We start from the raw sequence: 22,977 nt of genomic DNA, 5'->3' as shown, positions 1-22,977 counted from the left end.
TATAAATAATCGTTTAACATAATTTTATATAAAATCCTTATTATTATCTAGTTTGATATCAATTTGCCATATGAAAAAGGAGCTAAAAACATCTATGCTTTAGCTCCTTTACATACATTCAACACTATTCTTGATTATTCTATGCCTAGGTATGGATTGTAGATATAAGTTTTACTAAAACCTCCTAATCCATCAAAATATTCATCTACTAGATGTGCCGGATAATATGCAATACCTCCTGCCAATAAACCTTGGTTGCCTCCATCATTTTTATCATCCCAATTCCAAGGAGCATTGGCACTTCCATTACCATAGGATTTCTGAAATGATTTAGCATTACTAAAAAGATCAGTATTAAAACGTTGATCCCACATACCTCCATTTTCGAATATATTTACTAATTTATATTTTACGTTTCTATCATAAATATCGGATGGGTATTCGCTAGTAGTTTTACTTGGAAAATATACTACATAATCACTTCCTCCTGGTTGTTGTTTTGCGTGTGCTTTGATACCATGTCCTTTTGCCTCGGCGGATGTTTTAAATCGATTAACTCCGTTATGATTTTGTGTAGTTAAAGTACCGTCTATATCTTCATTTCCATTAGTCAAACCAGAATTGGATGCTTTATAAGAATAAAAGTCAGAATGAAATACAGTTACTATTCCTATTGCCTTACCATAAGTAGAATTATCTTTTTTAACTATGGTTAATACACCTTCAAGATCATTTTCATGCTCATCAAGCCTGTATAAAAACCATATATCCGTCCAATCTCTTGGATGAAAAAAAGCATATGTAATAAAGTAATGTGTACTTGTTTCTACCACAGAATAATATCCCACAGCGTTTCCTTTTCTGGAAGAATTAGCTATATTATCCCAATTATTTTTAGCATTAAGGTCACCATCGAAATCATAACGAGTTATATAATCTGCTTTTCCACTTAAACCATGAGAACCTGTGCGATCTACATCTTGATAATGCACCGGAGCATGCTGATAAGCTAAATCCAAATAGAAACTAGAACTTTTACTTTCTGTTAATTTCTCATCAAAAAGGTAAACATCCTCATTTGATTCACATCCACAAAAAATTGTAGTTAGAACTAAAAATACAAGAATTTTTTTCATGTTTTGGTAATTTTTAAGTTAGTTAAACACTAAAATTAATATTGCTTTTCTTAGCTTGGTTTAGCTCAACTTTAAGACTTTATGAAACTAACATTGATCAAAAGTTATGAATGTTATCATTCTTTAAAAATTACTTAACAATGAAAAATTAATTAATCTATTATATCTATAAACTTTTGAACATATTCTTCTTCATAATCGAATATTCCTCTAATATGTTTTCCTTGTATTTTCCAAAACTCTGTGTTCGCTTTATCTGAAGCTTCATAAAGTTTCTTCCCTAGTTCATAAGGAACCTGTTCATCTGCATCACTATGGATAATAACTATTGGCTTACTTATCTTTTTTATTTCTTTTTCGGCAGGAAAATCATTATTCATTAATAATGGTATCATCCATTTAAAGTTTTCTAAATTTATTGCTTTTGCATACACCTTTCCTATATCAGGAAACGAATTAAATGTGCCCTCTATAATCACTCCAGCTATTTTATCACTGCGCTCTGCCGCATTCATTATAGCAAATGATCCTCCCAATGATTGCCCCCAAATCACTATTGGCTTTTCTGTCATATTCTCATCGGCAACTATTTTATCAAATACATATAAAGCATCTTCTTTTAGCATTAATGAATTACTAGCTACTCCTGTAGATCTTCCAAAATCTCTACGTTCGAAACTAAATACTTGAAATCCTTTTTTCGTTAAAATCTCATAATACTTTTGGGATGCCATTAAATGCATACCCTTACCAGAATAATGAATAATAGTAGCTATTGGATCTTGAGTCTTCGGTTTAAAAAGAACTCCATGTAATTGAGTATTCTGATCAATTTCAAAATAGTACTCTGAATGATTCATAGAGGTTTCAAAAATTTCATATTCTAATCCGTTGGTATGATAAATCATTGCATCTGTATATCTAGAAAATCTGATGTATAGTATACTCCCAATTATTAAGAGAATTGTTGCTGCGATAATTATCTTTCCTGCTTTAATAAATGTCTTCATTTCTAATATTTCTAACTGTTTAATGGTTCAAATAAACAGGCTTTGATATACACAAAAAAAAGAATGTGATGATTACATACTTTCTGTGGTAGAGAAATATTTTTTGTGGTGAAATTTTACTTTTCTGGGGTCAATTCGTATGAGATTTTACCTCATCAAAATAAGTTTTAGACACAGGAATGACTTCTTCTATATTATCCAGACGCACTTTACCATTTTGTGCATTACCTTCTAGCGAAGAAATATAGCGAGGATTAATAATATATGATCTATGCACTCTAATCATATTTTCTAATTGATCAAGTACCGACGAAAGTGTGTTACGCATTACTTTCTTCTTTATCTCTTGTCCTTCTTCGTAATAAATGTTTACATAATTATCTTCTGACTTAACATAAATAACTTTTGCTAATACCACTAAAAAAGATTCTTTTTTCAAAGAACTCTTTAGCAACACTTTTCTATTATAACTTAAATCAACTTTTTCTATACTCTCAATTGTTTTTCCGTAGTAGTTTCTCAAAAAGAACGAGACTACGGATAAAATTATTCCAAAACCGAGAAATATAAATCGAAACCACTTAATGAAAAAATCAAAATTGATAAAGTTCGATCTTTTATTTATAGATAATTCAGTATAAAAAAACGAGATAGTAATTGCAATCGAAATGTAGAGAAAACAAAATATAAATTCTTCACTCCATCTCCACCTTTTAAAATTCAAGTAATAGTATCTCGATAAAAAATAAAGAGAAAGATATACTATAAACGAAATAATTCCATAACCTATAAAATAAAGGTCCTTATAAGGGTGATTAAAGTTATTTGCTCCAAAAGGTTGCAAAAAATTAAGTATAAAAACTACCGCGAAACTCAAAATGGCCGCAATCTTCACGTGATTTGTAAGAGAAGTAGAATATGGAAAAGACTTATTAAAAAGCATAAAAAAATCCCTGTTAGTATATAACAGGGATTAAATATAACAATCTTTATAATTGTAATAACTAATAAAAATACATTTAGTCAGCTAAAACAATTACTTTATTATCTTTCATTTCGATAGTTCCAGAATTGATAGAAAGAAGTGTAACTCCATTTTCTTTAGAAAACTTCTCCGCTACTTCCTCTTCCAGATTCATATCTCCGTACACTTTTACATTTCCTTTTCCTAATAAAGAAACGATTGGTGCGTGATTATCTAACATCTGAAATTCTCCATTCACACCTGGCACAGCAACTGAAGTTACCTCACCACTAAATAAAACTGCTTCTGGAGTTACTATTTCTAAATACATATTTTTAAAGTATTAAGTATTGAGTAATTAGTGTTAAGCAAATAAGAAAAAAATTACTCTTACTACTTCATTGCTAACTTCTCTATACTAATTTATGCTTCAGCTAACATTTTCTCACCAGCTTCGATAGCTTCTTCGATTGTTCCTTTAAGGTTAAACGCTGCTTCTGGTAAGTGATCTAACTCACCATCCATAATCATTGTAAATGCCTTAATTGTATCTTTAATATCTACTAAACATCCTGGGATACCAGTAAACTGTTCCGCTACGTGGAATGGCTGAGATAAGAAACGCTGTACACGACGTGCACGCCCTACCGCTAGTTTATCTTCTTCAGATAATTCTTCCATACCAAGAATAGCAATAATATCTTGTAATTCTTTATAACGCTGTAAAAGCTCTTTTACTCTTTGTGCGCAATTATAGTGCTCATCACCTAAAATATCAGCTGTAAGAATTCTTGATGTAGAATCTAATGGATCTACCGCTGGGTAAATACCTAGCTCAGCAATCTTACGAGATAATACTGTTGTTGCATCTAAGTGAGCAAATGTTGTTGCTGGTGCTGGATCCGTTAAATCATCTGCAGGTACATAAACTGCCTGTACAGACGTAATAGATCCTTTCTTAGTAGAAGTAATACGCTCCTGCATCACACCCATCTCTGTGGCCAATGTTGGTTGGTAACCTACCGCTGACGGCATACGTCCTAGAAGTGCTGATACCTCAGAACCTGCTTGTGTAAAACGGAAGATGTTATCTACGAAGAAAAGTACATCTTTTCCTTGTCCATCTCCAGCTCCGTCACGGAAATATTCTGCAATCGTAAGACCTGATAAAGCAACACGAGCACGTGCTCCTGGTGGCTCATTCATCTGTCCGAATACGAAAGTAGCTTTAGATTCTTTCATTACTTCTTTATCAACCTTAGAAAGATCCCATCCTCCTTCTTCCATAGAATGCATAAAGTCATCACCATATTTGATAATGCCTGACTCTAACATCTCACGAAGTAAATCATTTCCTTCACGCGTTCTTTCTCCTACTCCTGCGAATACAGAAAGACCACCGTGACCTTTTGCAATATTGTTAATCAACTCCTGGATCAATACCGTTTTACCTACTCCAGCACCACCAAATAAACCAATCTTACCACCTTTTGCATAAGGCTCGATAAGGTCAATTACTTTAATACCTGTAAATAAAACTTCGGTAGAAGTCGATAAATCTTCAAATTTAGGTGCTTGACGGTGAATTGAAAGACCATTATCTCCTGCTTTAGGCAGATCTCCAAGACCATCGATTGCATCACCAATTACATTAAATAGGCGTCCATATACGTCTCCTCCGATTGGCATCTGTATTGTAGAACCTGTTGCAACAGCTTCTACTCCTCTGCTTAATCCATCACTGGAATCCATCGCGATCGTACGTACAGTATCTTCACCAATGTGAGACTGAATCTCTAACACCAACTTGGTACCGTCTGCTTTATTAATTTCTAACGAATCGTAAATTTTTGGTAATTCAGTACCGGCAGCGAATGCTACGTCTATAACCGGACCTACAATTTGTGATACTTTACCCGTAACTTGAGACATTATATAACTATTTAATGTTTAGTATTTAACTATTTAAAAGACCCTTTTTTCGAATGTACCGAATACGACCTTTTTTCAGGCTGCAAATATAGGCTTTTAAAATGAAAAAAATACTGTCTTTTATTTTGTTTTTTTTATGCAAAAATCTAAAGCTTATTTCAGGTACAAAAAGTACTGATCTTAGGAAGCTTTTATTTGATTTTGAAATCTCAAAATTGCACTTCTTTTTAATAAATCAATAAACCATCTCGCATTCATTATGATTGTATCAAAAAAGTTTTTAAAAAAAAGTCTAAATGAGTTCAATAGATTAATTCTTTACAGTTTTATAAATGCCTCGAAGTAGTTTTCTGGCATTTTTCACTCAACCATTTCAATTGATTAACAGATAATTAACAGGTTTTCTACGTAACAAATAGCATCTCCAAGATATTAAACTATGAGTGCAATCGGTTTTGTGCTCTTTAACATAAATCAATCTTTTAAAACCATTTTATTATGAAAAATCTATTTTTTTTAATTTTTCTTGTACCTATATTTATGATAAGTCAAGAGTGTCCTTTAACAATTTCTCAGATCATTGCTAATGCTGAATTTCAAACACCCAATACTTATGAGAAATTTAATTTTGAGTTTGATGTAGTAACAACTTCTCCGGTACCTAATACACCTGACATATACAATCCTGCTTCTTACGTAATGACAATAATACAATTGGATGATAATGGCAATGAGATCGAGCCAGTACCAATTAATTTTTTCACAAATACAATTAATGTATCTGACTATTACAATAACATAGTTATCCCAGGGCCTTTTATATGGATAAATGAATTTAAATATTTCTACAGGTCTGATCTTATTGATATTAAAGAACTATTTCCAAACCACACTAGTAGCAAAAATTATGTAGTACGGGTTTCAACCTTTTCATCTAATGTTTCCGGTGCATTTTATACAAAAAGATGTTTTACTCAACCAATATCTTCTATACGTGTTTATCAAGGAATAGATTCTGATGGTGATGACGTACCAGATTTAGAAGATAACTGCGTAACTCTTTCAAACAACGACCAAAGTGATAATGACAATGATGGCTTAGGAAATGTATGTGATAATTGCCCCGACAATCCTAATGAAAATCAAAATGATAGAGATAATGATGGCATTGGAGATGAGTGTGATTACGATAATGATAACGATGGTGTCGAAGATGACCAAGACAATTGCCCTTATACTCCAAATACAGATCAAGCAAACGACGACACAGATACAATTGGTAACGTCTGTGATAACTGCCCAAATAATACAAATCAAAACCAAGCAGATATAGATGGAGATGGAAAAGGTGATACCTGTGACAGTCAAGACAATCGAGATAATGACGGAGATGGCATACAAAACTGGGAAGATGATTGTCCTGATGAAGCTGGTCCTGCTTCAAATAATGGATGTCCTGCACAGTTAGAAAAACCAAATCTTACCTTTAAGAGATTTAGAATAATTGATGGTACAACCACCTTATTAGATTTTCCTAATGATAACCAAAATGCTCCAACTTTAAGAAAAGGAAAAACGTACGATTTCAAAGTAGAAGTCATTAATGACCAATCAAATTCTTCTACTGCATCTCCAGTTTCTTTAGAATTATTAATGAGTACAAGTACCTCTGTGTTTTATCCTAATCCCAGTGCCCCTGTTTATGGTGTAGACACAGCTGCTGATATAGGATCTATTAGTGCAAATAACACCAAAGAAAAAGCTTTTAAAGTGAAAATTGGTGATAAAATTGGTTCATCTCCAAACTTATCCAATGGTTCACCGTATTATTTTTATCTAGATATTGATATTAATGGAAATATTGACGAGAGTAATGAGGAGGATAATATTCTTCGAATAGGCTTTTACTATTCTTCTTCAAGATCTAGCAATATCTCACCTTTTTCTTTAATTTCTACTTCGAAAATCGAAAATCAAAAAACTTTTGAGGTTTTTATATATAATATTTCTGGGCTATTAGTTACTCAAAAAACTGTTACAACCAGAGGAGAAGAAAATAACTTTGTTCAAAGTTTACCAAAGGGTTTTTACATTATCAAAAACGACACAAAAACCTATAAAATAGTAAAAAAATAAAATGAACTAATAGAAATATAGCTATCCATATCTTTAACCGGAAATCAAGTTTGATTTCCGGTTTTTATATGCTTATATACATTAATTATGGCAACATAGTGGAATAAAAAGTTGGATAATCCGCTGCTTTTACCATAGGAATATTAGCACCATAGGTTTCATTGATTTGTTTTAAAGCTTCGTTTGCAAGGAGTGCGTATCCTCTCGCCGTAGGATGAACCCCATCTAATGAAAACGCTCCTCCAAATACTAGATCATCTTCTAACAAAAAATTATCAAAAGTAATTCCAGTGGACGCAACTTGAACAAGTAATGCATTTGCATCTACCAGAGCTAATCCTGCCTGATCCTTTGCAGCGGTAATTACGGCGTTAAATGCGGTTGTTGCGGTAGCTATCTCCTCTTGCTCGCTTGGCAATAATAACCATTTATCCTCTAAAGGGTACGTAACTCCATTAACCGCTAATTGACCAGCAGTGGCCTGAGGTAATCCTAATCCAACTAATGTAGCAAAAGCGGCTTCATTTACCTGACCAATAATAGAGGAACTTGGCAACACTAATAAATCATTTTCATTAGCTTGTCTTGCCTGTCCATACAAGAATCCAAACACTCCTGCAGTATTAGCATCTACTCCAAATTGTTGAAGTTCTGCAACTAGGTCTGCTGTGATATTATCTAATGACTCATCTTGAATCACTACAGCACTTGCGGCATCAGTAGCAAAAGTTATAGATCTCTCAGGATATCCTAAAGACGCAAAAGCTGCATTTAATACGGCAAATTGACCATTTAATGTTGGGATTAGAGGTCCAAAACTAGAATTAGTAGGATCTAAAGGATTAAATGGCACCGTTGTAAAATGAGGAATTGATGTTACATCTGGTATATTGGCTATTACTCCTTTTGCTCCTACTGAAGTCAACGTAGCAATTAATGCATTATATGCCTGACTAAACACGCCGGTATCTGTAATTGGGTCTGTGCCATCACCGCCCGTTAAAGCATATCCTAAAACATCGTTGTTCCCTATCCATAAAGAGAAAAAAGTAGGATTCTGATTCATTGCATCTTCTAATACGGTCGCAGTACCACTAGAAGCAATTCTTACAAAATATGGATTCGCTGTAGCTGGCATAGCTCCTAAACCGGCAGCATTTCCATATCCTGGAGCTAATAAGTGAAAACTTTTAGTACCTGGAATTCCCATATTATTAAAGCTCGAACCAATATTCGTAGTAGCTTCAGTAGTAGGTACTTCTGGTGAGAAATCTAACATATCCGGAACAACTCCCAAAGGATACGGACCCGAGCCAAAGTCATCATCTGGATTAACATCGCTATAAAAATACAATCTTGGACCAAAACTACCATTTGCCATTGGCATCCCACCAAAAAGGAATCCACCAGTATTATCACTCATTAGTGGCTGAGTAAAATTTCCTCCGCCTACTAATGCAAACTGCTGTGCTAAAATATTAGGCATCGAATTTTCTTGACCTGCAATAAACAATGCATTATCAGTAAACCCTGCAGTCAGAGAATTTCCCAATGAAACAAAAGTCGAAAAATCAGCAGTTCCAGCCGTGATAACTACATCTTCTGTTGTCGAATCATCATCAGATTCGCAAGCTATTAATCCAAAAACCAATACTATTAATAGCCATTTATATTGAACATTCATATTTCTTAAAATATTTTGCATTAATTATAAGTTGTTTATAGATATACCGATATAGTATTGAGACCCAATGAATCCAGTACCAAAAGCAGTAAAATACTCGTCTCCTAAAATATTGGTAGCACCAGCCTTAAGTATAGCCTTTAATTTTGGGATTGTGTAATTAATTTGTGCATTAACAACATTAAAAGAAGGTACATTCCCATCTCCAAAAGAGGCTTCCCAGAAATAGGCATCACTCCAAGTCCAACTAGTATTAAACCCAAAGTTTTTAACCAAACTAGTATGTCCGAAAGAGGCCTTTACCTTATGTTCTGGAGTATTAAAAGTTGTTCTAAAATCAGGATCTTCACTCTTATCAAAATCCAGCTTTGTGAATGTATAATTTACTCCAATATCAAAATTACCTAACACCTTAGTATCCACACCAACAGTTCCTCCAAATGATTTAATATCAGCATCAGAATTAGTATATGCCTGATATACTTCTGTATCTCCAAACCGTATAGCATCAAGAGATAAAGTTCCATCTCCAACCTGCCCATAAAGAGGAACTAAAACATTTTCCGTCGAGATAAAATCAGTATAAAGGTTGTAATAACCACTCAAATCAATTACAAATTTTTTAACCTTTCCTCGGTATCCAACCTCGAAAGCAATAACCTTTTCAGGCTCAACTAGATCCACGTTAGATACTGTTGGAGCACCGTTTAATACAGAGTTTAATGAAAATGAATTTTCATAAGCTTGTCTACCAACTACACTAGCGGTATTGCTACCTGTTAATATTTGACCATCACCACTTAGATCAAAAGTTCTAACATCTCGATCTAAGTTGTCTGAGGCAGATCCTACGAGAATAGCTCTACCTACATCTAATCCAATAAACAAATCTTGTGTTGTAGGGTTTCTAAAACCAGTCTGTGCAGAGAAACGAATATTATGATTTCTGTCAGCACCAGCTGTATATCCGATGGATAATCTCGGAGAAATATTCCCATCAAACAATTCCGACTTATCGTATCTAATAGATCCAGTTATTTTCAATCTATCATCAACTAATTTCTTTTGCACTTGTGTGTATACTCCAAATTCCGAATATCTAATAGGCCCATCAAAATCTGTAAAAATAGTTCCTGAAGAATTCAATGTATACTCTCTAAAAGACCCTCCAACCTGAATATCAGCAAAACTTTCTGTAAGGTGACTAAAATTATAATTGACATCGACGTGCCTTAATTGACTCGCATCCTGAAATTTAGACCCTGTAGCGAGATCAGGATCAGAGGTTACTGTTCTAAATGCGTTTTCAAATTCTGGAGTATCTGGTAGTATCCTACCTGTATCAGCAGTTTGTCTTGCTATTAAATGTGCTTGTTCTGGTAGCTGACCAGCAAGTGTTGCTTGTGCAAAAGTCCCAGCATACTGACCAAACCAAGTTCTATCATCTTTCCAAAGTCTATTTATATTAATTCCAGTAAATCTTGAATCATAAGAGTCTCCGGCATCTTCATCTGTTATATATCCTCTAATAAAAAAGTTATCGTTTTTAATTTCTAATTTATGTTGTTGCAAGAAGAAATTACGAATAGAGTATCGATTTGCGCCTTGATAAATTGTGGTTCCTCTTCCAATTTTTCCTAAATATATAATTTCCAAATCATCTGCAAAAGGACGATAATGTAATGCAGCATCAAATTTAATGCTTTCCGCATTATAATTATTCAGATCACTTTCTAAATACCCTGTTCTACTTACATCTTCATTAGGTATTAAGTTTTCTGCTCCGGCAGGTAATAATCCTTGATTCACCAATTCAACACCTACACCTCTTATATTAGTGCTTACTTCATCCCCATAAACATTAAGTCCATCATAGTTAGGATCGGACCTATCTGTTCCAGTGTCTAATACATTTACTGTACTTGTAGCAAACCAGTCTGTTCCTCTTAAGTATGAGAAATTTACTTTTGCTGCGAACTTATCTGAGAACGCGTGGGCCATTCTAATCCCATAATCATAGTATTCATTATCACCAGCAACATCCTGAGAAGTAATACCTCCTTTAAAATATGCACTTATTCCTTGATGATCAAATGGGTTTTTACTCGTCATAAACAAGATGCCATTAAAAGCATTTGCTCCATACAACGCAGAAGATGCTCCTGGAAGCAACTCTATACTATTCACATCTAATTCTGTCATCCCTAATAAATTCCCCAGAACAAAATTTAATGCAGGTGCAGCATTATCCATTCCATCAACTAACTGTACAAATCTAGTATTAGCAAAATCTGCAAATCCTCTAGTATTAACAGATTTAAAGGTTAGACTATTCGCGTTAATATCAACCCCTTTTAAATTTTCTAAACCATCATAAAAATCTGCGGCTGGTGTATTTTTTATTTTCTTTATTCCGAAGCGCTCTACACTTACCGGAGATTCAAATACACGTTCTGGTGTTCTTGAAGCAGAAATAATAACCTCATCCAATTCCGTTCCTTCTTTTAAGGTAATCCTTAAATCACTTGAGCTAGCGGTAACATTTACTGTGGCAGACTCAAAACCAACACTACTTACTATAATAGTAAAAGGAGGTGTTTCCTCCAGTGTTAAGGTAAATAATCCGTCAAAATCGGTAACTGTACCTACCGAAGCCCCTTGTAATGCAATGTTAGCCCCTGGAATTGGTTGATTGTTATTATCAACGACCGTTCCACTAATTGTTGTTTGTGCAGTAGAAATAATACCTATAAAAAGCATCATTCCTAACGTAATTGTCCTCATATCCTAGATTAGTTTTTATGTTATGACAACAATATACGTTTTTTTGCTAATTCTTTAAAAAAAAGTTAAAAAGTTGTGTTTTCATCAATTCTTACTATTATATATTGAAAATTTATCTAATTATTACGCTAACTACTTATTTTTATCTAAAATCAAAAACACTATAAAACAATCGTTTGGTTGAAAATAATTTGACTTTATTTATAGTAAATCTAACCAAAACATTTTCTTCTCGAATACTAAAATATTAAGTAAGATTCCAACTTTACAACACATTATACATAAAAAAATCCCCGTTTAGTTTCCTAAACAGGGATTGTATTACTTACTAAAAGTTAACTAACTTATCCTGTATTTTCTTATATTAAAAGTTATTGATTGTTAGTCCAAGATAATATAGTGAACCTATTGGTGCTGTTCCGACAGCAGTGAAATACTCACTACCACCAATATTAGTTCCACCAAGCTTAAGAGTTGTTTTTAATGACGGTATTCTATAGTTAAGCTGTGCATCAAAAACTGTAAATGATGGAACATCTCCTTCCGCAAAGGCAGATTCCCAAACATATTCTCCACTCCATTTAACAGCTGTGTTGAAACCGAAATTTTTGAATAGATTATCGTGTCCAAAACTAGCTTTAGCTTTATGTTCTGGAGTATTAAAATTAGTTCTAAATCCAGGATCCTCATCTTGATCGAAATCTTGCTTAGTATACGTATAACTAGCATTAAGATCAAAATCTCCAAACACCTTAGCTGTAACACCTAATACAGCTCCGAATGAGTTTATATCAGCATCTGAATTTGTAGTAGCCTGAAAACCTGCAAAATTACCAGTACCAATTGCTGCTTGACCTTCAGGAGTTCCTGCGGTTCCACTTAATGGACTTACAACATCAATTGTGGAAATGAAATCTTGATACATATTATAGTAACCACTAAGATCAAGTAATAACTTTCCAAAATCTGCTCTATATCCTATTTCTATGGCTGTTACTTTCTCCGGTTGTACGATATCTGGATTTGCTACTACCAATTCAGCTGTACCTCCTGATCTTATAAAATCCTCAACAGATTCTGCTGTGTAAGAGTTTTCATAAGCCGCACGACCTGTAATAGTAGTTCCATTTACAATTCTTGAATAACGATCTAAATTATCTGGAGCAGAACCTATAATAGCTCCCTCACCAATATCAAGACCTAAATAAAGGTTTTGTGTTGTGGGGTTTCTAAAACCTGTTTGGATAGACGCTCGAAGGTTACGGTTTCTATTTTTACCAAGCGTATATCCTACTGAAAATCTAGGTGAAAAATTACCATCAAATAATTGAGATTTATCATATCGAACAGATCCCGTAAGTTTTAATCTGTCATCTAATATCTTTTTCTGAATTTGTGAGTACACACCTATTTCAGAATAATTAATCGCTCCATCAAAATCGGTATAAAAAGTACCTTCAGAATTCAATGAATATTCTCTAAAAGAACCACCTACTTGAATATCCGCAAAGTCATTGGTGATATGACCAAAATTATAGTTAGCATCTACGTGACGTAACTCTGTTTTAGAAATAAATCTAGATCCAGTTTGAAAATCAGGAGTACTGGTTACTTCATTAAAAGCATTTTCAAAACCAATAGTACCTGGCTCTAATCGATCTCTATCTGCAAAATCTCTAGCAGCCTCATGCCTTTCCAGATCAGTACCTACAGTGGTTGCAAATGTAGTTCCATATTCCTGAAACCATACCTCATCACTTTTCCATCTTCTATTAATATTAATCCCAGTAAAACGCATATCATAAGTATCTCCTGCATCCTCTGCAGAAATATAACCTCTTACAAAAAAGTTATCATTTTTTACTTCTAGCTTGTGTTGCTGAAAAAAGAAATCCTTTAAAGAAAATCGGTTAGAGTCCTGAAAAATTGTTTGTCCTTTACCCAATTTACCTGCATAGATAATTTCAAAATCATTATTAAAAGGTTTATAATGAACTGCACCATCAAACTTGATACTTTCTACGCCGTAATCTGTAAGATCAGATTCGTTATATCCGGTTCTGGTTACTACACCAGCTCCTGGAAGAAGGGCTCTTACCTCATCTCCATAAACGTTTAAACCATTATATGCTGGATCTAATTCACGACTAAATCCAGGGTTTTCAATATTGGCTTCACTATTTGCAAACCAGTCAGTACCATTCATATAAGAGAAGTTTACCTTTGCAGCAAAATTATCTGTAAACGCATGAGCCATTCTAATACCTACATCATAAAACTCATTATTACCCGCAGCTTCTTGAGAGGTAATTCCTCCTTTGGCATACGCACTAATACCTTGCTTTTCGAATGGGCTTTTACTAGTCATAAATAAAATACCATTAAATGCGTTCGCACCGTATAAGGCAGATGATGCTCCTGGAAGTAATTCAACATTCTCAACGTCTAACTCATTCATTCCAATAAGATTTCCTAAAGCAAAATTTAAAGAAGGAGAAGTATTATCCATTCCATCTAACAACTGAACAAACCTGGTATTGGTAAAAGTCGCAAATCCTCTGGTATTAATTGACTTAAATGTCAAACTATTCGTATTAACATCAACACCTTTTAAGTTTTCCAAACCGTCGTAGAAATCTACGGAAGGTGTATTTTTAATTTCTTTAACACCAAATCGCTCAATACTCACTGGTGATTCAAACAAACGTTCTGGTGCTCTGGATGCAGATATTACAATCAAATCTAGCACATTCCCCTCAGCAAGAACTATAGTTACTTCTTGTGTAGCCGAAGTCACTTCTACCGAACTGGACTCAAATCCAATACTACTAGCGGTAATTGTAACAGGAAGTTCATTAGTTACCGTTAATGTAAAGAAACCGTCAAAATCTGTAACTGTTCCAATGGCTTCTCCTTTTAAAGAAATATTAGCTCCTGGAATTGGCTGATTAAAGTCATCGATTACTCTACCATTAATTGTAGTTTGAGCATTACTAATGACACATAGTAATAGTGTTACTATAAAAGTAATTTTTTTCATAAATAGGATATTTTAAAGTTTAAGTTTGTTGGGACAACTTAAACTTGTTTAAACGGAATTTATCCACTCCAGCCGCGAAACTAATAAAAAAAATACTATTCACGCATAGTTTTTAATTGTTTTTTATCGATTAAATGCAAAAATGTGCGATATATCGCACATTTTTGCATTAAAACAAGTGGTTTTCTATGTTTTTGAATATTATTCTACTGTAACTGATTTTGCCAAATTTCTCGGTTGATCTACATTCTTATCTAACATAACAGCAATATGATATGATAATAACTGAAGCGGTATTGTCGTTAAAAGAGGAGTAAGAAACTCTATAGTTTCTGGTATTTCGATTACATGATCTGCGAGTTTTTTTACTGTTTCATCTCCTTCTGTAACAATACCTATAATTTTTCCTTTTCTAGATTTAATTTCTTGAATATTACTGACTACCTTATCATAATGCCCCTTTTTGGTAGCAATTACAACCACAGGCATATGCTCATCTATAAGAGCAATGGGACCATGCTTCATCTCTGCCGCAGGATATCCTTCTGCGTGTATATATGAAATTTCCTTTAATTTTAACGCTCCTTCTAGAGCTACTGGGAAGTTATACCCTCTTCCTAGATATAGGAAATTCTTAGCTTCCTTATATTTATCAGCAATTAATTTAATATGATCATTAGACTCTAATGCTAGTTTCACTTTTTCCGGAATGCGTTCTAGTTCCTGCAAATAATAATGAAAATCACTATTAGAAATAGTTCCTTTTCTTTCTGCTAACTTTAACGCTATCAACGAGAGTACTGTAATCTGAGTTGTAAAAGCTTTGGTAGATGCTACTCCAATTTCTGGGCCAGCATGTGTATAGGCTCCTGCATGTGTTTCTCTGGAAATAGATGATCCAACTACATTACATACTCCAAAAACAAATGCTCCTCGTTCTTTTGCTAATTTAATGGCAGCCATTGTATCTGCAGTCTCTCCACTTTGCGATATAGCTATAACCACATCATCCTGATGGATAACAGGGTTTCTATATCTAAATTCTGAAGCGTACTCTACCTCTACAGGAATTCTTACTAACTCTTCAAAAATATATTCAGCAACAAGACCAGCGTGCCATGAAGTACCACAAGCAATAATAAGAATACGTTTGGCATTGAGTAATTTTGCTAGATTATCATCAATACCGGCCATTTTTATGATCCCTTCAGCGACTCTCATTCTACCTCTATAGGTATCACTTATTGCACTTGGTTGCTCATAAATTTCTTTAAGCATAAAGTGATCATATCCGCCTTTTTCTATTTGCTCAAGATTTATCTGTAATTCCTGTAGATAAGGATCCACAAGACTATCATCTTTGATCTTTCTTACTTTTATCCCTTTATTTCTTCGAACAATAGCCATTTCGCCATCTTCGAGATATATAGCATTATTAGTGTATTCTATAAAAGGAGAAGCATCAGAAGCGATAAAAAATTCGTCTTCACCAACACCAATTGCCAACGGGCTTCCTAGTCTCGCTACAACTATTTCATCAGGTTTTTGTCTGTCAAACACTGCAATTGCATAAGCACCAACCGTTTGATTTAATGCAATCTGAACAGCTTTCCCTAATTTGACATTTTCCTTTGTCTTTACATCTTCAATCAAATTAACTAATACTTCCGTATCTGTCTCGGAGGTAAAAGTATACCCTCTATTTATTAATTCTTTTCTTAGTGATTCATAATTTTCTATAATTCCATTATGAATAATCACAAGATCACCAGAATTAGAATAATGAGGATGGGAATTGACATCATTTGGAACTCCGTGAGTAGCCCATCTAGTATGTCCTATTCCAACATTTCCATTTGTGGAAATTTCTTTTACTAACCTTTCTTCAAGATCAGCAACTTTACCCTTTGTTTTGGACAACTTAATATCTTGACCATCGTAAAGTGCAATTCCTGCAGAATCATACCCTCGATACTCTAATCTTTTTAATCCTTTTAATACTATTGGATAAGCCTCCCTATGACCTATATAACCTACTATTCCACACATGGTTTACTTGTTTGTCAGTTAATTACTTTTTGTTCTTGTATAAAAAATATCAAGCTTTAAACGTTTTTCTTCAGGAACATCGGTTCTATTTCCATAAAGAATGGTCCCTTCATGGGATATTATGGATGAAAAGGGGATGATTTCATCTTCAGTGTTATTAGGGGTAAATCCTTCAGCGTTTGCTACAATATTAACATTTTGAGACACTGACAATCCTAGTTTTACATTATCTGTATCTTCATTTAGAATATTGATCACATGACGTGTCAATCTTATTTTATAAAATTCTCCATTTTCATCACTATCTCTACTAATCCTTCCCAAATGATTAGTAACAGAGAGTATGGGGCTCGTTTGATTAGATGTTGGGTCTGCTAAGAAGTCAACAAGAACCGCTCCTGTTTCCTCATTAAATACATATATCCTCTCCGGTTCGGTATCTCCAGATACCATTTCATCCTGATTGATATAAATTTTCATACTAGCCTCATTAATCAACCAATCCTGTCGTTTTAAGAAATCTAGTTCATTTTCTAATTCTCCATCTTCATTAGTTATCATACCATTAAACAAGTCCAAAACTGCAAAAGATCCTTCTCCACCTTTCAAAAACAGGTTTGCCTCACCATTAACTTCATCTTGATCATCTAAAGCTCTTTCGAAAGTAGTAACACCATCATTTAATGTAGCATTAGAAAAATCAAAATCAATACTATTTACAATATTATTGGAAAAATTAAGAACAAAACTACTTTCATCTCGTAAAAGTTCTGTTATATCTCCATCTCCATCCTCATCTTCTTCGTCTACATTATCTGTTTCGAAAGAATAGTGTAGTGTGAGATTTGCATCTGATATATCAAAAAATACAAGACTTCCATCACTTGTAATTGATTCTGCTTTAAAATAAAGACCTCTAAAATAGTTTCGGAAATTGTTTGGATTACTTAATTCGATACTTCCTTCTTTATCTAAAAACAAGGATGTGAAATAATTAATTAGTTCTTGATTTCCAACCCTAGTATTATCGGTACTAGGATTGTTATCTGGATCAGGATTTAATGCCGTAGCTGCAGCCGCTGCATCTTCAGAAACCAATACTAATCTTAACGCTGGAATAAATGTTGAAAATTCAGTACCATCAGCATCGGTATCGTCAGTAGCATCATCCTCTGTCTCCGTTAATAATCGTATTTCCTTTGAAGAAGGTTTAAAATTATTTTCTTCAAACAACAACCTATTCTCAAGGCTAGAACCAAAATTTCCGGAAATATCATCAGAAAAATATACTTGTCTTTCTTCTGCTCCTTGATCAAGATCAAAATCTCTTAGAAAATAGTCAGAATGATAAACTGATAATTTTATATCACTAGAACCATACACCGAATCTAATTCAAATGTATTAACGACTACTCCATCTTCTGTATTTGATTCTGTTATATTACTAAAGTATGGTACATTCAATACTACACTATCTAGAATCGCATCTCTCCCAAAAGAAGGATTAAACTGACTAGGTATCACCTCTGAAACTATACTATAAACAGATTGCCCATACACTGGATCATTGTAAACTCCTAATAAATTATTAGGTAAACCACTGGTTTGGACTTTTTCAAATCTTTTACTGTAGGCTATCGGAATAGCATTGTATTCGTCATCTTCAAAATTTACATCTCCAATTACCTCACTTCCAACTGAATTAAAATCATCATCACAAGATACAGCAGTAAAAATAACAGCTACTATAGCTGTTATTTTGATCAAAACATTTTTCAAATTCATAATAGTTCCTTTTGCTACACCAACACTTCTGTCTGATAGAAGGATTCATAGGCTTCAGCAAATTCATCTGGTTTTTTATATTCTAATACAGGTTGATCTATAGTTTCTAAATGTTTGGAAAGTTCTTCAGGAATTTCTTCCGACCCAACAATTATTGCATCAGAATTATCTATTGCAACTTTCATTACATTATTATATGTTGGTTTAGCAAGATCAGCTATCTTCTCTTCATCTATTCCATCAAACTTAACTTTTTCTAACATATTTTTGTCCAACGTTCCTTTATATCCATGATCATAAACAGAAGTTACAATCTTACTATGGCTAAATAATGGTTCATTAGCATAATAATTTCTTAGATATAATGGAAGCATAGATGCTAACCATCCGTGAACATGTATTACATCAGGAGACCAATTTAATTTCTTAACCGTCTCAATAACTCCTTTTGCAAAAAATATTGCCCGCTCATCATTGTCTGGAAATAGATTTCCTTCTTCGTCAGTAAGGGTGGCTTTTCGCTTGAAATAATCTTCATTGTCAATAAAATAAACCTGCATCCTTTCTTTAGGGATAGAAGCTACTTTGATAATCAAAGGCATATCTAGATCATTAATAACAAGATTCATCCCAGATAAACGAATTACTTCGTGTAGTTGATGTCTACGTTCATTAATGTTTCCGTATCTGGGCATAAAAATTCTAATTTGCCCGCCTTTGCTGTTTACCATTCTTGGTGCTTCGAAAGACATCGATGAAATCTCTGTCTCTGGTAGGTAAGGTATTACTTCTGATGATACGTACAATATCCTCTTATCTTTCATATGATCTACTTTTCTCGTCTCCTTAGGAATAAATTTTTGCAAAATTACGAAAATTTATGTAGTCTGCCAGTAATATCTTATTTTTGCACGCCTTTAACTTTTAGATAAATGCGGGTATACGAGAAAAGACTGGACATTGAACGAGATGTTGCAGACTTACATAAACAAAATAAAAGCATTGGTTTTGTTCCTACAATGGGAGCTTTACATCATGGCCATCTAGCTTTGGTACAAAAAGCAATCGATCAAAATCAAGTTGTCATTGTCAGTATTTTTGTCAATCCAACTCAATTTAATAACTCTGAAGATTTAGTTAATTATCCACGTACTCTTGATTCGGATGTAGTACTTCTTTCTAATTTATCTAAAGCAATTATTGTTTTTGCACCGAAACCGGAAGAAATATATGGATCAAAAAACAATTCTCTTAAGTATGATTTTAATGGATTAGAACACGAAATGGAAGGTAGATTTCGCCCAGGTCATTTTGATGGAGTTGGAACAGTTCTTAAACATCTATTTACTATTGTATCCCCAACCAAGGCTTATTTTGGTGAAAAAGATTTTCAACAACTTCAAATTGTCAAAAAACTAGTTGAGATTGAAAAAATGTCAGTAAAAATTATTGGCTGCCCTATTTACAGAGAAGATAGTGGATTGGCATTAAGCTCCCGAAACAAAAGACTAAACAAAAAACAACTTCAAGAATCTCCTTTGATATACAAGACATTAAAACAAGTCAAAAATGATTTTGGCACAAAAAGTGTAATAGATTTAATAGATTGGGTTTCAGAACAGTTTAAAAGTAATGAGACGTTGGAATTAGAATATTTTGAGATCGCTAAAGTTTCTAATCTTAAATCGATCAAAAGAAAACGAAAGAACACCAAGTATCGAGCTTTTATTGCAGTTTTTGCAGGAGAGGTTAGACTTATAGATAACATTGCCCTAAATTAAAAATAACTAAATTTGTAAGATGTTTGTACACGTTGTAAAATCAAAAATTCATCGCGTTAAGGTAACAGGTGCTGACCTAAATTATATAGGTAGTATTACTATTGACGAAGATTTAATGGATGCCGCTAATATCATAGAAGGAGAAAAGGTACAGATCGTTAATAATAATAACGGTGAACGCCTAGAAACTTATGCTATTCCAGGACCTAGAAATAGCGGAGAAATTACACTAAATGGAGCAGCTGCCAGAAAAGTCGCTAAAGGAGATATATTAATTCTTATCACTTACGCAATGATGGATATTGAAGCTGCTAAAAAGTTTAAACCATCATTGTTGTTTCCTAATGAGGAAAACAACTTACTAAAGTAAAAGAGTGAATCCTAAATTCATAAAGTTTTTAAAAATAATACTCCCGCTGATGTTGGGAGTTTTTTTAATTTGGTATTTTCTCAGTTCTGCAACTCCAGAATACAGAACTAAATTATTACAAAATATTAAAAATGCCGATCCAATTTGGGTACTAGTATCACTTACATTAGGTATCATATCTCATATCTCCAGAGCATATCGCTGGAAATTTTTATTAAATCCTCTTGGTTACAATCCTAAGCTACACAATAGTTTTATGGCAGTAATGGTAGGTTACCTATCCAATCTAGGAGTCCCCAGATCTGGTGAAGTGTTAAGAGGTTTTACGGCATCCACTTATGAAAAAATTCCTTTTGAAAAAGCTTTCGGAACCATCGTTTCAGAAAGGATAACTGATTTAATTATGCTTATCATAGTAACCACTATGGCAGGTATTCTACAGACGGAGTATTTACTTAACTTTCTTGAAGAAAAAAACATTAATCCTTTACTTACACTTGGGATCATTCTATCTCTAATACTTATTGGTTTTTTAGGACTAAAAATTCTCCAAAAGTCTTCCAACAAATGGATTGTAAAAATTAAAGATTTCGGGATGGGTTTATTAGATGGAATGAAAAGCATCTTCTCTATGAAGCAAAAATGGGCTTTCCTTTTTCATACTATCCTGATATGGTTTTTATACGTATTAATGTTTTATGTTATAAAATTTGCTGTCCCAAATTTAGATAATGCTTCTATAGGAGTAATTCTTGTGGCTTTTGTAGTTGGCTCTTTTTCTATGTCCACTACGAATGGAGGTATTGGGATATTACCTTTTCCAATTGTTGTCGGAGCTGTATTTATTTTTTTTGGTTTCGAAAAAAGTGATGGAGAAGCTTTTGGCTGGATTTTGTGGGGTTCTCAAACTGCAATAAATATTATCGTTGGTGCGTTATCATTTTTATTCCTGCCGATTTTAAATAGAGAAAAAAAAACTTAATAAAACGCTTATAAACAATAGATTGATTATTTTGTCGGTTTGTTATAAAATTTCAAAGGTTTAAAATAATTTATATATTGTCACTCGCTTAACCTTAATCTTACTACTTATGAAGAAAAGTATATTTTTAATTCTTATATCCATCTTTAGCTCGATCTCTTATGGTCAAGTAAAATACGAAACATTTAGATCTATTAAACTGGATCAGAACCGAGATTTAAAAATCCAATTGCCTCGTAATTATGAAAAAAATGAAGATAAAACGTATCCCGTAATTATCGTATTAGATGGTGATCATTTATTCGAACCAGTTGCTGGTAATGTAGATTATTTCTCATATTGGGAAGATATGCCTGAATCTATCGTAGTTGGTGTTCTTCAGAGAAAAACAAGAGAAGATGATTGTAGATATGATTTAGCTAGTTATTTACCTGAAGGTAAAGGAGCTGAATTTTTTGAATTTATTGGTCAGGAATTGTTACCATATATCGAAGAAACGTATAGAACTGCTCAGCTAAAAATGATAGTTGGTCACGACTACACCTCTAATTTTATTAATTATTTCTTATTTAAAGAAAACCCAATCTTTCAGGCGTATATCAATCTAAGCCCTGAGTTAGCCCCTCCTATGGAAGAGCGAATTTTTAATGTCCTAAATGGTGCAAATTCAGACGTATGGTATTACTTAGCAACTGCTACTAATGATGCAGATAAAATCAAGAAAAATTTAATCTCTGTAAATGAAAAGTTGTCCACTATAGAAAATCCTGAGGTTAATTATTTCTTTGATAATTTTGATGAATCTTCTCATTACACTTTGGTTGGTAGAGGAATACCAAAAGCTCTGGAAACTATTTTCGAAATGTATCGCCCTATTAGCAAAAAAACCTATAAGGAAGATATTCTTACTTTGGAAACATCATTATATGATTATCTTGTAGATATCTATGATACTACCGAAAAATTATACGGAATCAACCGCCAAATTAGAGTAAATGATTTCATAGCAATTTCTACAGCTATAGAGAAAAAGGAGCTTTGGGAAGAGTTAGAGCCTCTTGGTAAATTAGCTATTAAAGAACATCCAGAAACTATGTTAGGATACTACTATCTTGGCTTAGGTTATGAGCAACTTGGAGAGCCTAAAAAAGCAATGAGAGCTTATGAAAATGGGTTTTTACTTAATGAAATAGCTTTTCTTACTAAGGATTACATGTTAGAAAAGGTTAATAAAATAAAAGAAGATTTCGGTTATTAATATCTAATTTAAAAGCCAAATCAGATAATAAAAAAGATCCCGAAAATGGGATCTTTTTGTTTTCGT

General features: G+C 33.4%; 16 protein-coding genes. 5 read left to right on the top strand and 11 right to left on the bottom strand.

Annotated features, from left to right (window positions below; genetic code table 11):
* Positions 1 to 134 precede the first annotated feature (134 nt).
* From D1818_RS15800 to atpD, 5 genes are all read right to left on the bottom strand, one after another.
* Entirely contained in the window at positions 135 to 1,136 is a 1,002-nt protein-coding gene (locus D1818_RS15800; RefSeq protein ID WP_118459947.1) for a hypothetical protein, read from the bottom strand.
* Positions 1,137 to 1,288: 152 nt separating this feature from the next.
* Entirely contained in the window at positions 1,289 to 2,146 is an 858-nt protein-coding gene (locus D1818_RS15795; RefSeq protein WP_118459946.1) for an alpha/beta hydrolase, read from the bottom strand.
* Positions 2,147 to 2,276: 130 nt separating this feature from the next.
* Positions 2,277 to 2,669 carry a LytTR family DNA-binding domain-containing protein gene (locus D1818_RS25390; protein ID WP_158596944.1) on the bottom strand — a complete coding sequence of 131 codons (393 nt, stop codon included), beginning with the start codon at positions 2,667 to 2,669 and terminating at the stop codon, positions 2,277 to 2,279.
* A gap of 496 nt (positions 2,670 to 3,165) precedes the next feature.
* Positions 3,166 to 3,441 carry a F0F1 ATP synthase subunit epsilon gene (locus D1818_RS15785; RefSeq protein WP_027394768.1) on the bottom strand — a complete coding sequence of 92 codons (276 nt, stop codon included), beginning with the start codon at positions 3,439 to 3,441 and terminating at the stop codon, positions 3,166 to 3,168.
* Positions 3,442 to 3,533: 92 nt separating this feature from the next.
* On the bottom strand, positions 3,534 to 5,042 hold the full coding sequence (gene atpD, locus D1818_RS15780; RefSeq protein WP_118459944.1) for a F0F1 ATP synthase subunit beta: 1,509 nt from the start codon (positions 5,040 to 5,042) through the stop codon (positions 3,534 to 3,536).
* Positions 5,043 to 5,540: 498 nt separating this feature from the next.
* Here atpD and D1818_RS15775 point away from each other — a divergent pair, with 498 nt between their 5' ends.
* Complete coding sequence (locus tag D1818_RS15775; RefSeq protein ID WP_118459943.1) at positions 5,541 to 7,178, top strand: thrombospondin type 3 repeat-containing protein; 1,638 nt, start codon at positions 5,541 to 5,543, stop codon at positions 7,176 to 7,178.
* Positions 7,179 to 7,263: 85 nt separating this feature from the next.
* Here D1818_RS15775 and D1818_RS15770 read toward each other — a convergent pair whose 3' ends face one another.
* The 6 genes from D1818_RS15770 to D1818_RS15745 all read right to left on the bottom strand — a co-directional run bounded on the left by D1818_RS15770 (position 7,264) and on the right by D1818_RS15745 (position 19,344).
* Positions 7,264 to 8,883, bottom strand: a complete 1,620-nt coding sequence (locus tag D1818_RS15770; RefSeq protein ID WP_233558552.1) for a G-D-S-L family lipolytic protein — start codon at positions 8,881 to 8,883, stop codon at positions 7,264 to 7,266.
* A 3-nt stretch (positions 8,884 to 8,886) separates the two neighbouring features.
* Positions 8,887 to 11,646 carry a TonB-dependent receptor domain-containing protein gene (locus tag D1818_RS15765; protein WP_118459942.1) on the bottom strand — a complete coding sequence of 920 codons (2,760 nt, stop codon included), beginning with the start codon at positions 11,644 to 11,646 and terminating at the stop codon, positions 8,887 to 8,889.
* A gap of 364 nt (positions 11,647 to 12,010) precedes the next feature.
* A complete protein-coding gene (locus D1818_RS15760) occupies positions 12,011 to 14,686 on the bottom strand; it encodes a TonB-dependent receptor (protein WP_118459941.1) in 2,676 nt (891 codons plus the stop codon).
* Between the two features lie 201 nt (positions 14,687 to 14,887).
* Positions 14,888 to 16,735, bottom strand: a complete 1,848-nt coding sequence (glmS, locus tag D1818_RS15755) for a glutamine--fructose-6-phosphate transaminase (isomerizing) (protein WP_118459940.1) — start codon at positions 16,733 to 16,735, stop codon at positions 14,888 to 14,890.
* A gap of 18 nt (positions 16,736 to 16,753) precedes the next feature.
* Complete coding sequence (locus D1818_RS15750; RefSeq protein ID WP_118459939.1) at positions 16,754 to 18,520, bottom strand: DUF4270 domain-containing protein; 1,767 nt, start codon at positions 18,518 to 18,520, stop codon at positions 16,754 to 16,756.
* A gap of 14 nt (positions 18,521 to 18,534) precedes the next feature.
* Positions 18,535 to 19,344 (bottom strand): glycogen/starch synthase, encoded by an 810-nt coding sequence (locus tag D1818_RS15745; RefSeq protein WP_118459938.1) that lies wholly within the window; start codon positions 19,342 to 19,344, stop codon positions 18,535 to 18,537.
* Positions 19,345 to 19,452: 108 nt separating this feature from the next.
* Here D1818_RS15745 and panC point away from each other — a divergent pair, with 108 nt between their 5' ends.
* From panC to D1818_RS15725, 4 genes are all read left to right on the top strand, one after another.
* On the top strand, positions 19,453 to 20,301 hold the full coding sequence (gene panC / locus D1818_RS15740; RefSeq protein WP_118459937.1) for a pantoate--beta-alanine ligase: 849 nt from the start codon (positions 19,453 to 19,455) through the stop codon (positions 20,299 to 20,301).
* Positions 20,302 to 20,320: 19 nt separating this feature from the next.
* Positions 20,321 to 20,671: an aspartate 1-decarboxylase gene (gene panD / locus D1818_RS15735; protein WP_118459936.1), complete on the top strand. Its 351-nt coding sequence runs from the start codon at positions 20,321 to 20,323 to the stop codon at positions 20,669 to 20,671.
* A gap of 4 nt (positions 20,672 to 20,675) precedes the next feature.
* Positions 20,676 to 21,653: a lysylphosphatidylglycerol synthase transmembrane domain-containing protein gene (locus D1818_RS15730; RefSeq protein ID WP_255424766.1), complete on the top strand. Its 978-nt coding sequence runs from the start codon at positions 20,676 to 20,678 to the stop codon at positions 21,651 to 21,653.
* A gap of 109 nt (positions 21,654 to 21,762) precedes the next feature.
* Positions 21,763 to 22,911 carry an alpha/beta hydrolase gene (locus D1818_RS15725; RefSeq protein WP_118459934.1) on the top strand — a complete coding sequence of 383 codons (1,149 nt, stop codon included), beginning with the start codon at positions 21,763 to 21,765 and terminating at the stop codon, positions 22,909 to 22,911.
* Positions 22,912 to 22,977 lie beyond the last annotated feature (66 nt).

It is taken from the genome of Aquimarina sp. BL5 (genome assembly GCF_003443675.1).
GTDB lineage: Bacteria > Bacteroidota > Bacteroidia > Flavobacteriales > Flavobacteriaceae > Aquimarina.
This window is presented reverse-complemented; position numbering and strand designations above follow the sequence as displayed.

Coding starts and splice junctions, on each gene's coding strand:
- D1818_RS15800 (WP_118459947.1), bottom strand. CDS start 1,136: ATGAAAAAAATTCTTGTATTTTTAGTTCTAACTACAATTTTTTGTGGA.
- D1818_RS15795 (WP_118459946.1), bottom strand. CDS start 2,146: ATGAAGACATTTATTAAAGCAGGAAAGATAATTATCGCAGCAACAATT.
- D1818_RS15785 (WP_027394768.1), bottom strand. CDS start 3,441: ATGTATTTAGAAATAGTAACTCCAGAAGCAGTTTTATTTAGTGGTGAG.
- atpD (WP_118459944.1), bottom strand. CDS start 5,042: ATGTCTCAAGTTACGGGTAAAGTATCACAAATTGTAGGTCCGGTTATA.
- D1818_RS15775 (WP_118459943.1), top strand. CDS start 5,541: ATGAAAAATCTATTTTTTTTAATTTTTCTTGTACCTATATTTATGATA.
- D1818_RS15770 (WP_233558552.1), bottom strand. CDS start 8,883: ATGCAAAATATTTTAAGAAATATGAATGTTCAATATAAATGGCTATTA.
- D1818_RS15765 (WP_118459942.1), bottom strand. CDS start 11,646: ATGAGGACAATTACGTTAGGAATGATGCTTTTTATAGGTATTATTTCT.
- D1818_RS15760 (WP_118459941.1), bottom strand. CDS start 14,686: ATGAAAAAAATTACTTTTATAGTAACACTATTACTATGTGTCATTAGT.
- glmS (WP_118459940.1), bottom strand. CDS start 16,735: ATGTGTGGAATAGTAGGTTATATAGGTCATAGGGAGGCTTATCCAATA.
- D1818_RS15750 (WP_118459939.1), bottom strand. CDS start 18,520: ATGAATTTGAAAAATGTTTTGATCAAAATAACAGCTATAGTAGCTGTT.
- D1818_RS15745 (WP_118459938.1), bottom strand. CDS start 19,344: ATGAAAGATAAGAGGATATTGTACGTATCATCAGAAGTAATACCTTAC.
- panC (WP_118459937.1), top strand. CDS start 19,453: ATGCGGGTATACGAGAAAAGACTGGACATTGAACGAGATGTTGCAGAC.
- panD (WP_118459936.1), top strand. CDS start 20,321: ATGTTTGTACACGTTGTAAAATCAAAAATTCATCGCGTTAAGGTAACA.
- D1818_RS15725 (WP_118459934.1), top strand. CDS start 21,763: ATGAAGAAAAGTATATTTTTAATTCTTATATCCATCTTTAGCTCGATC.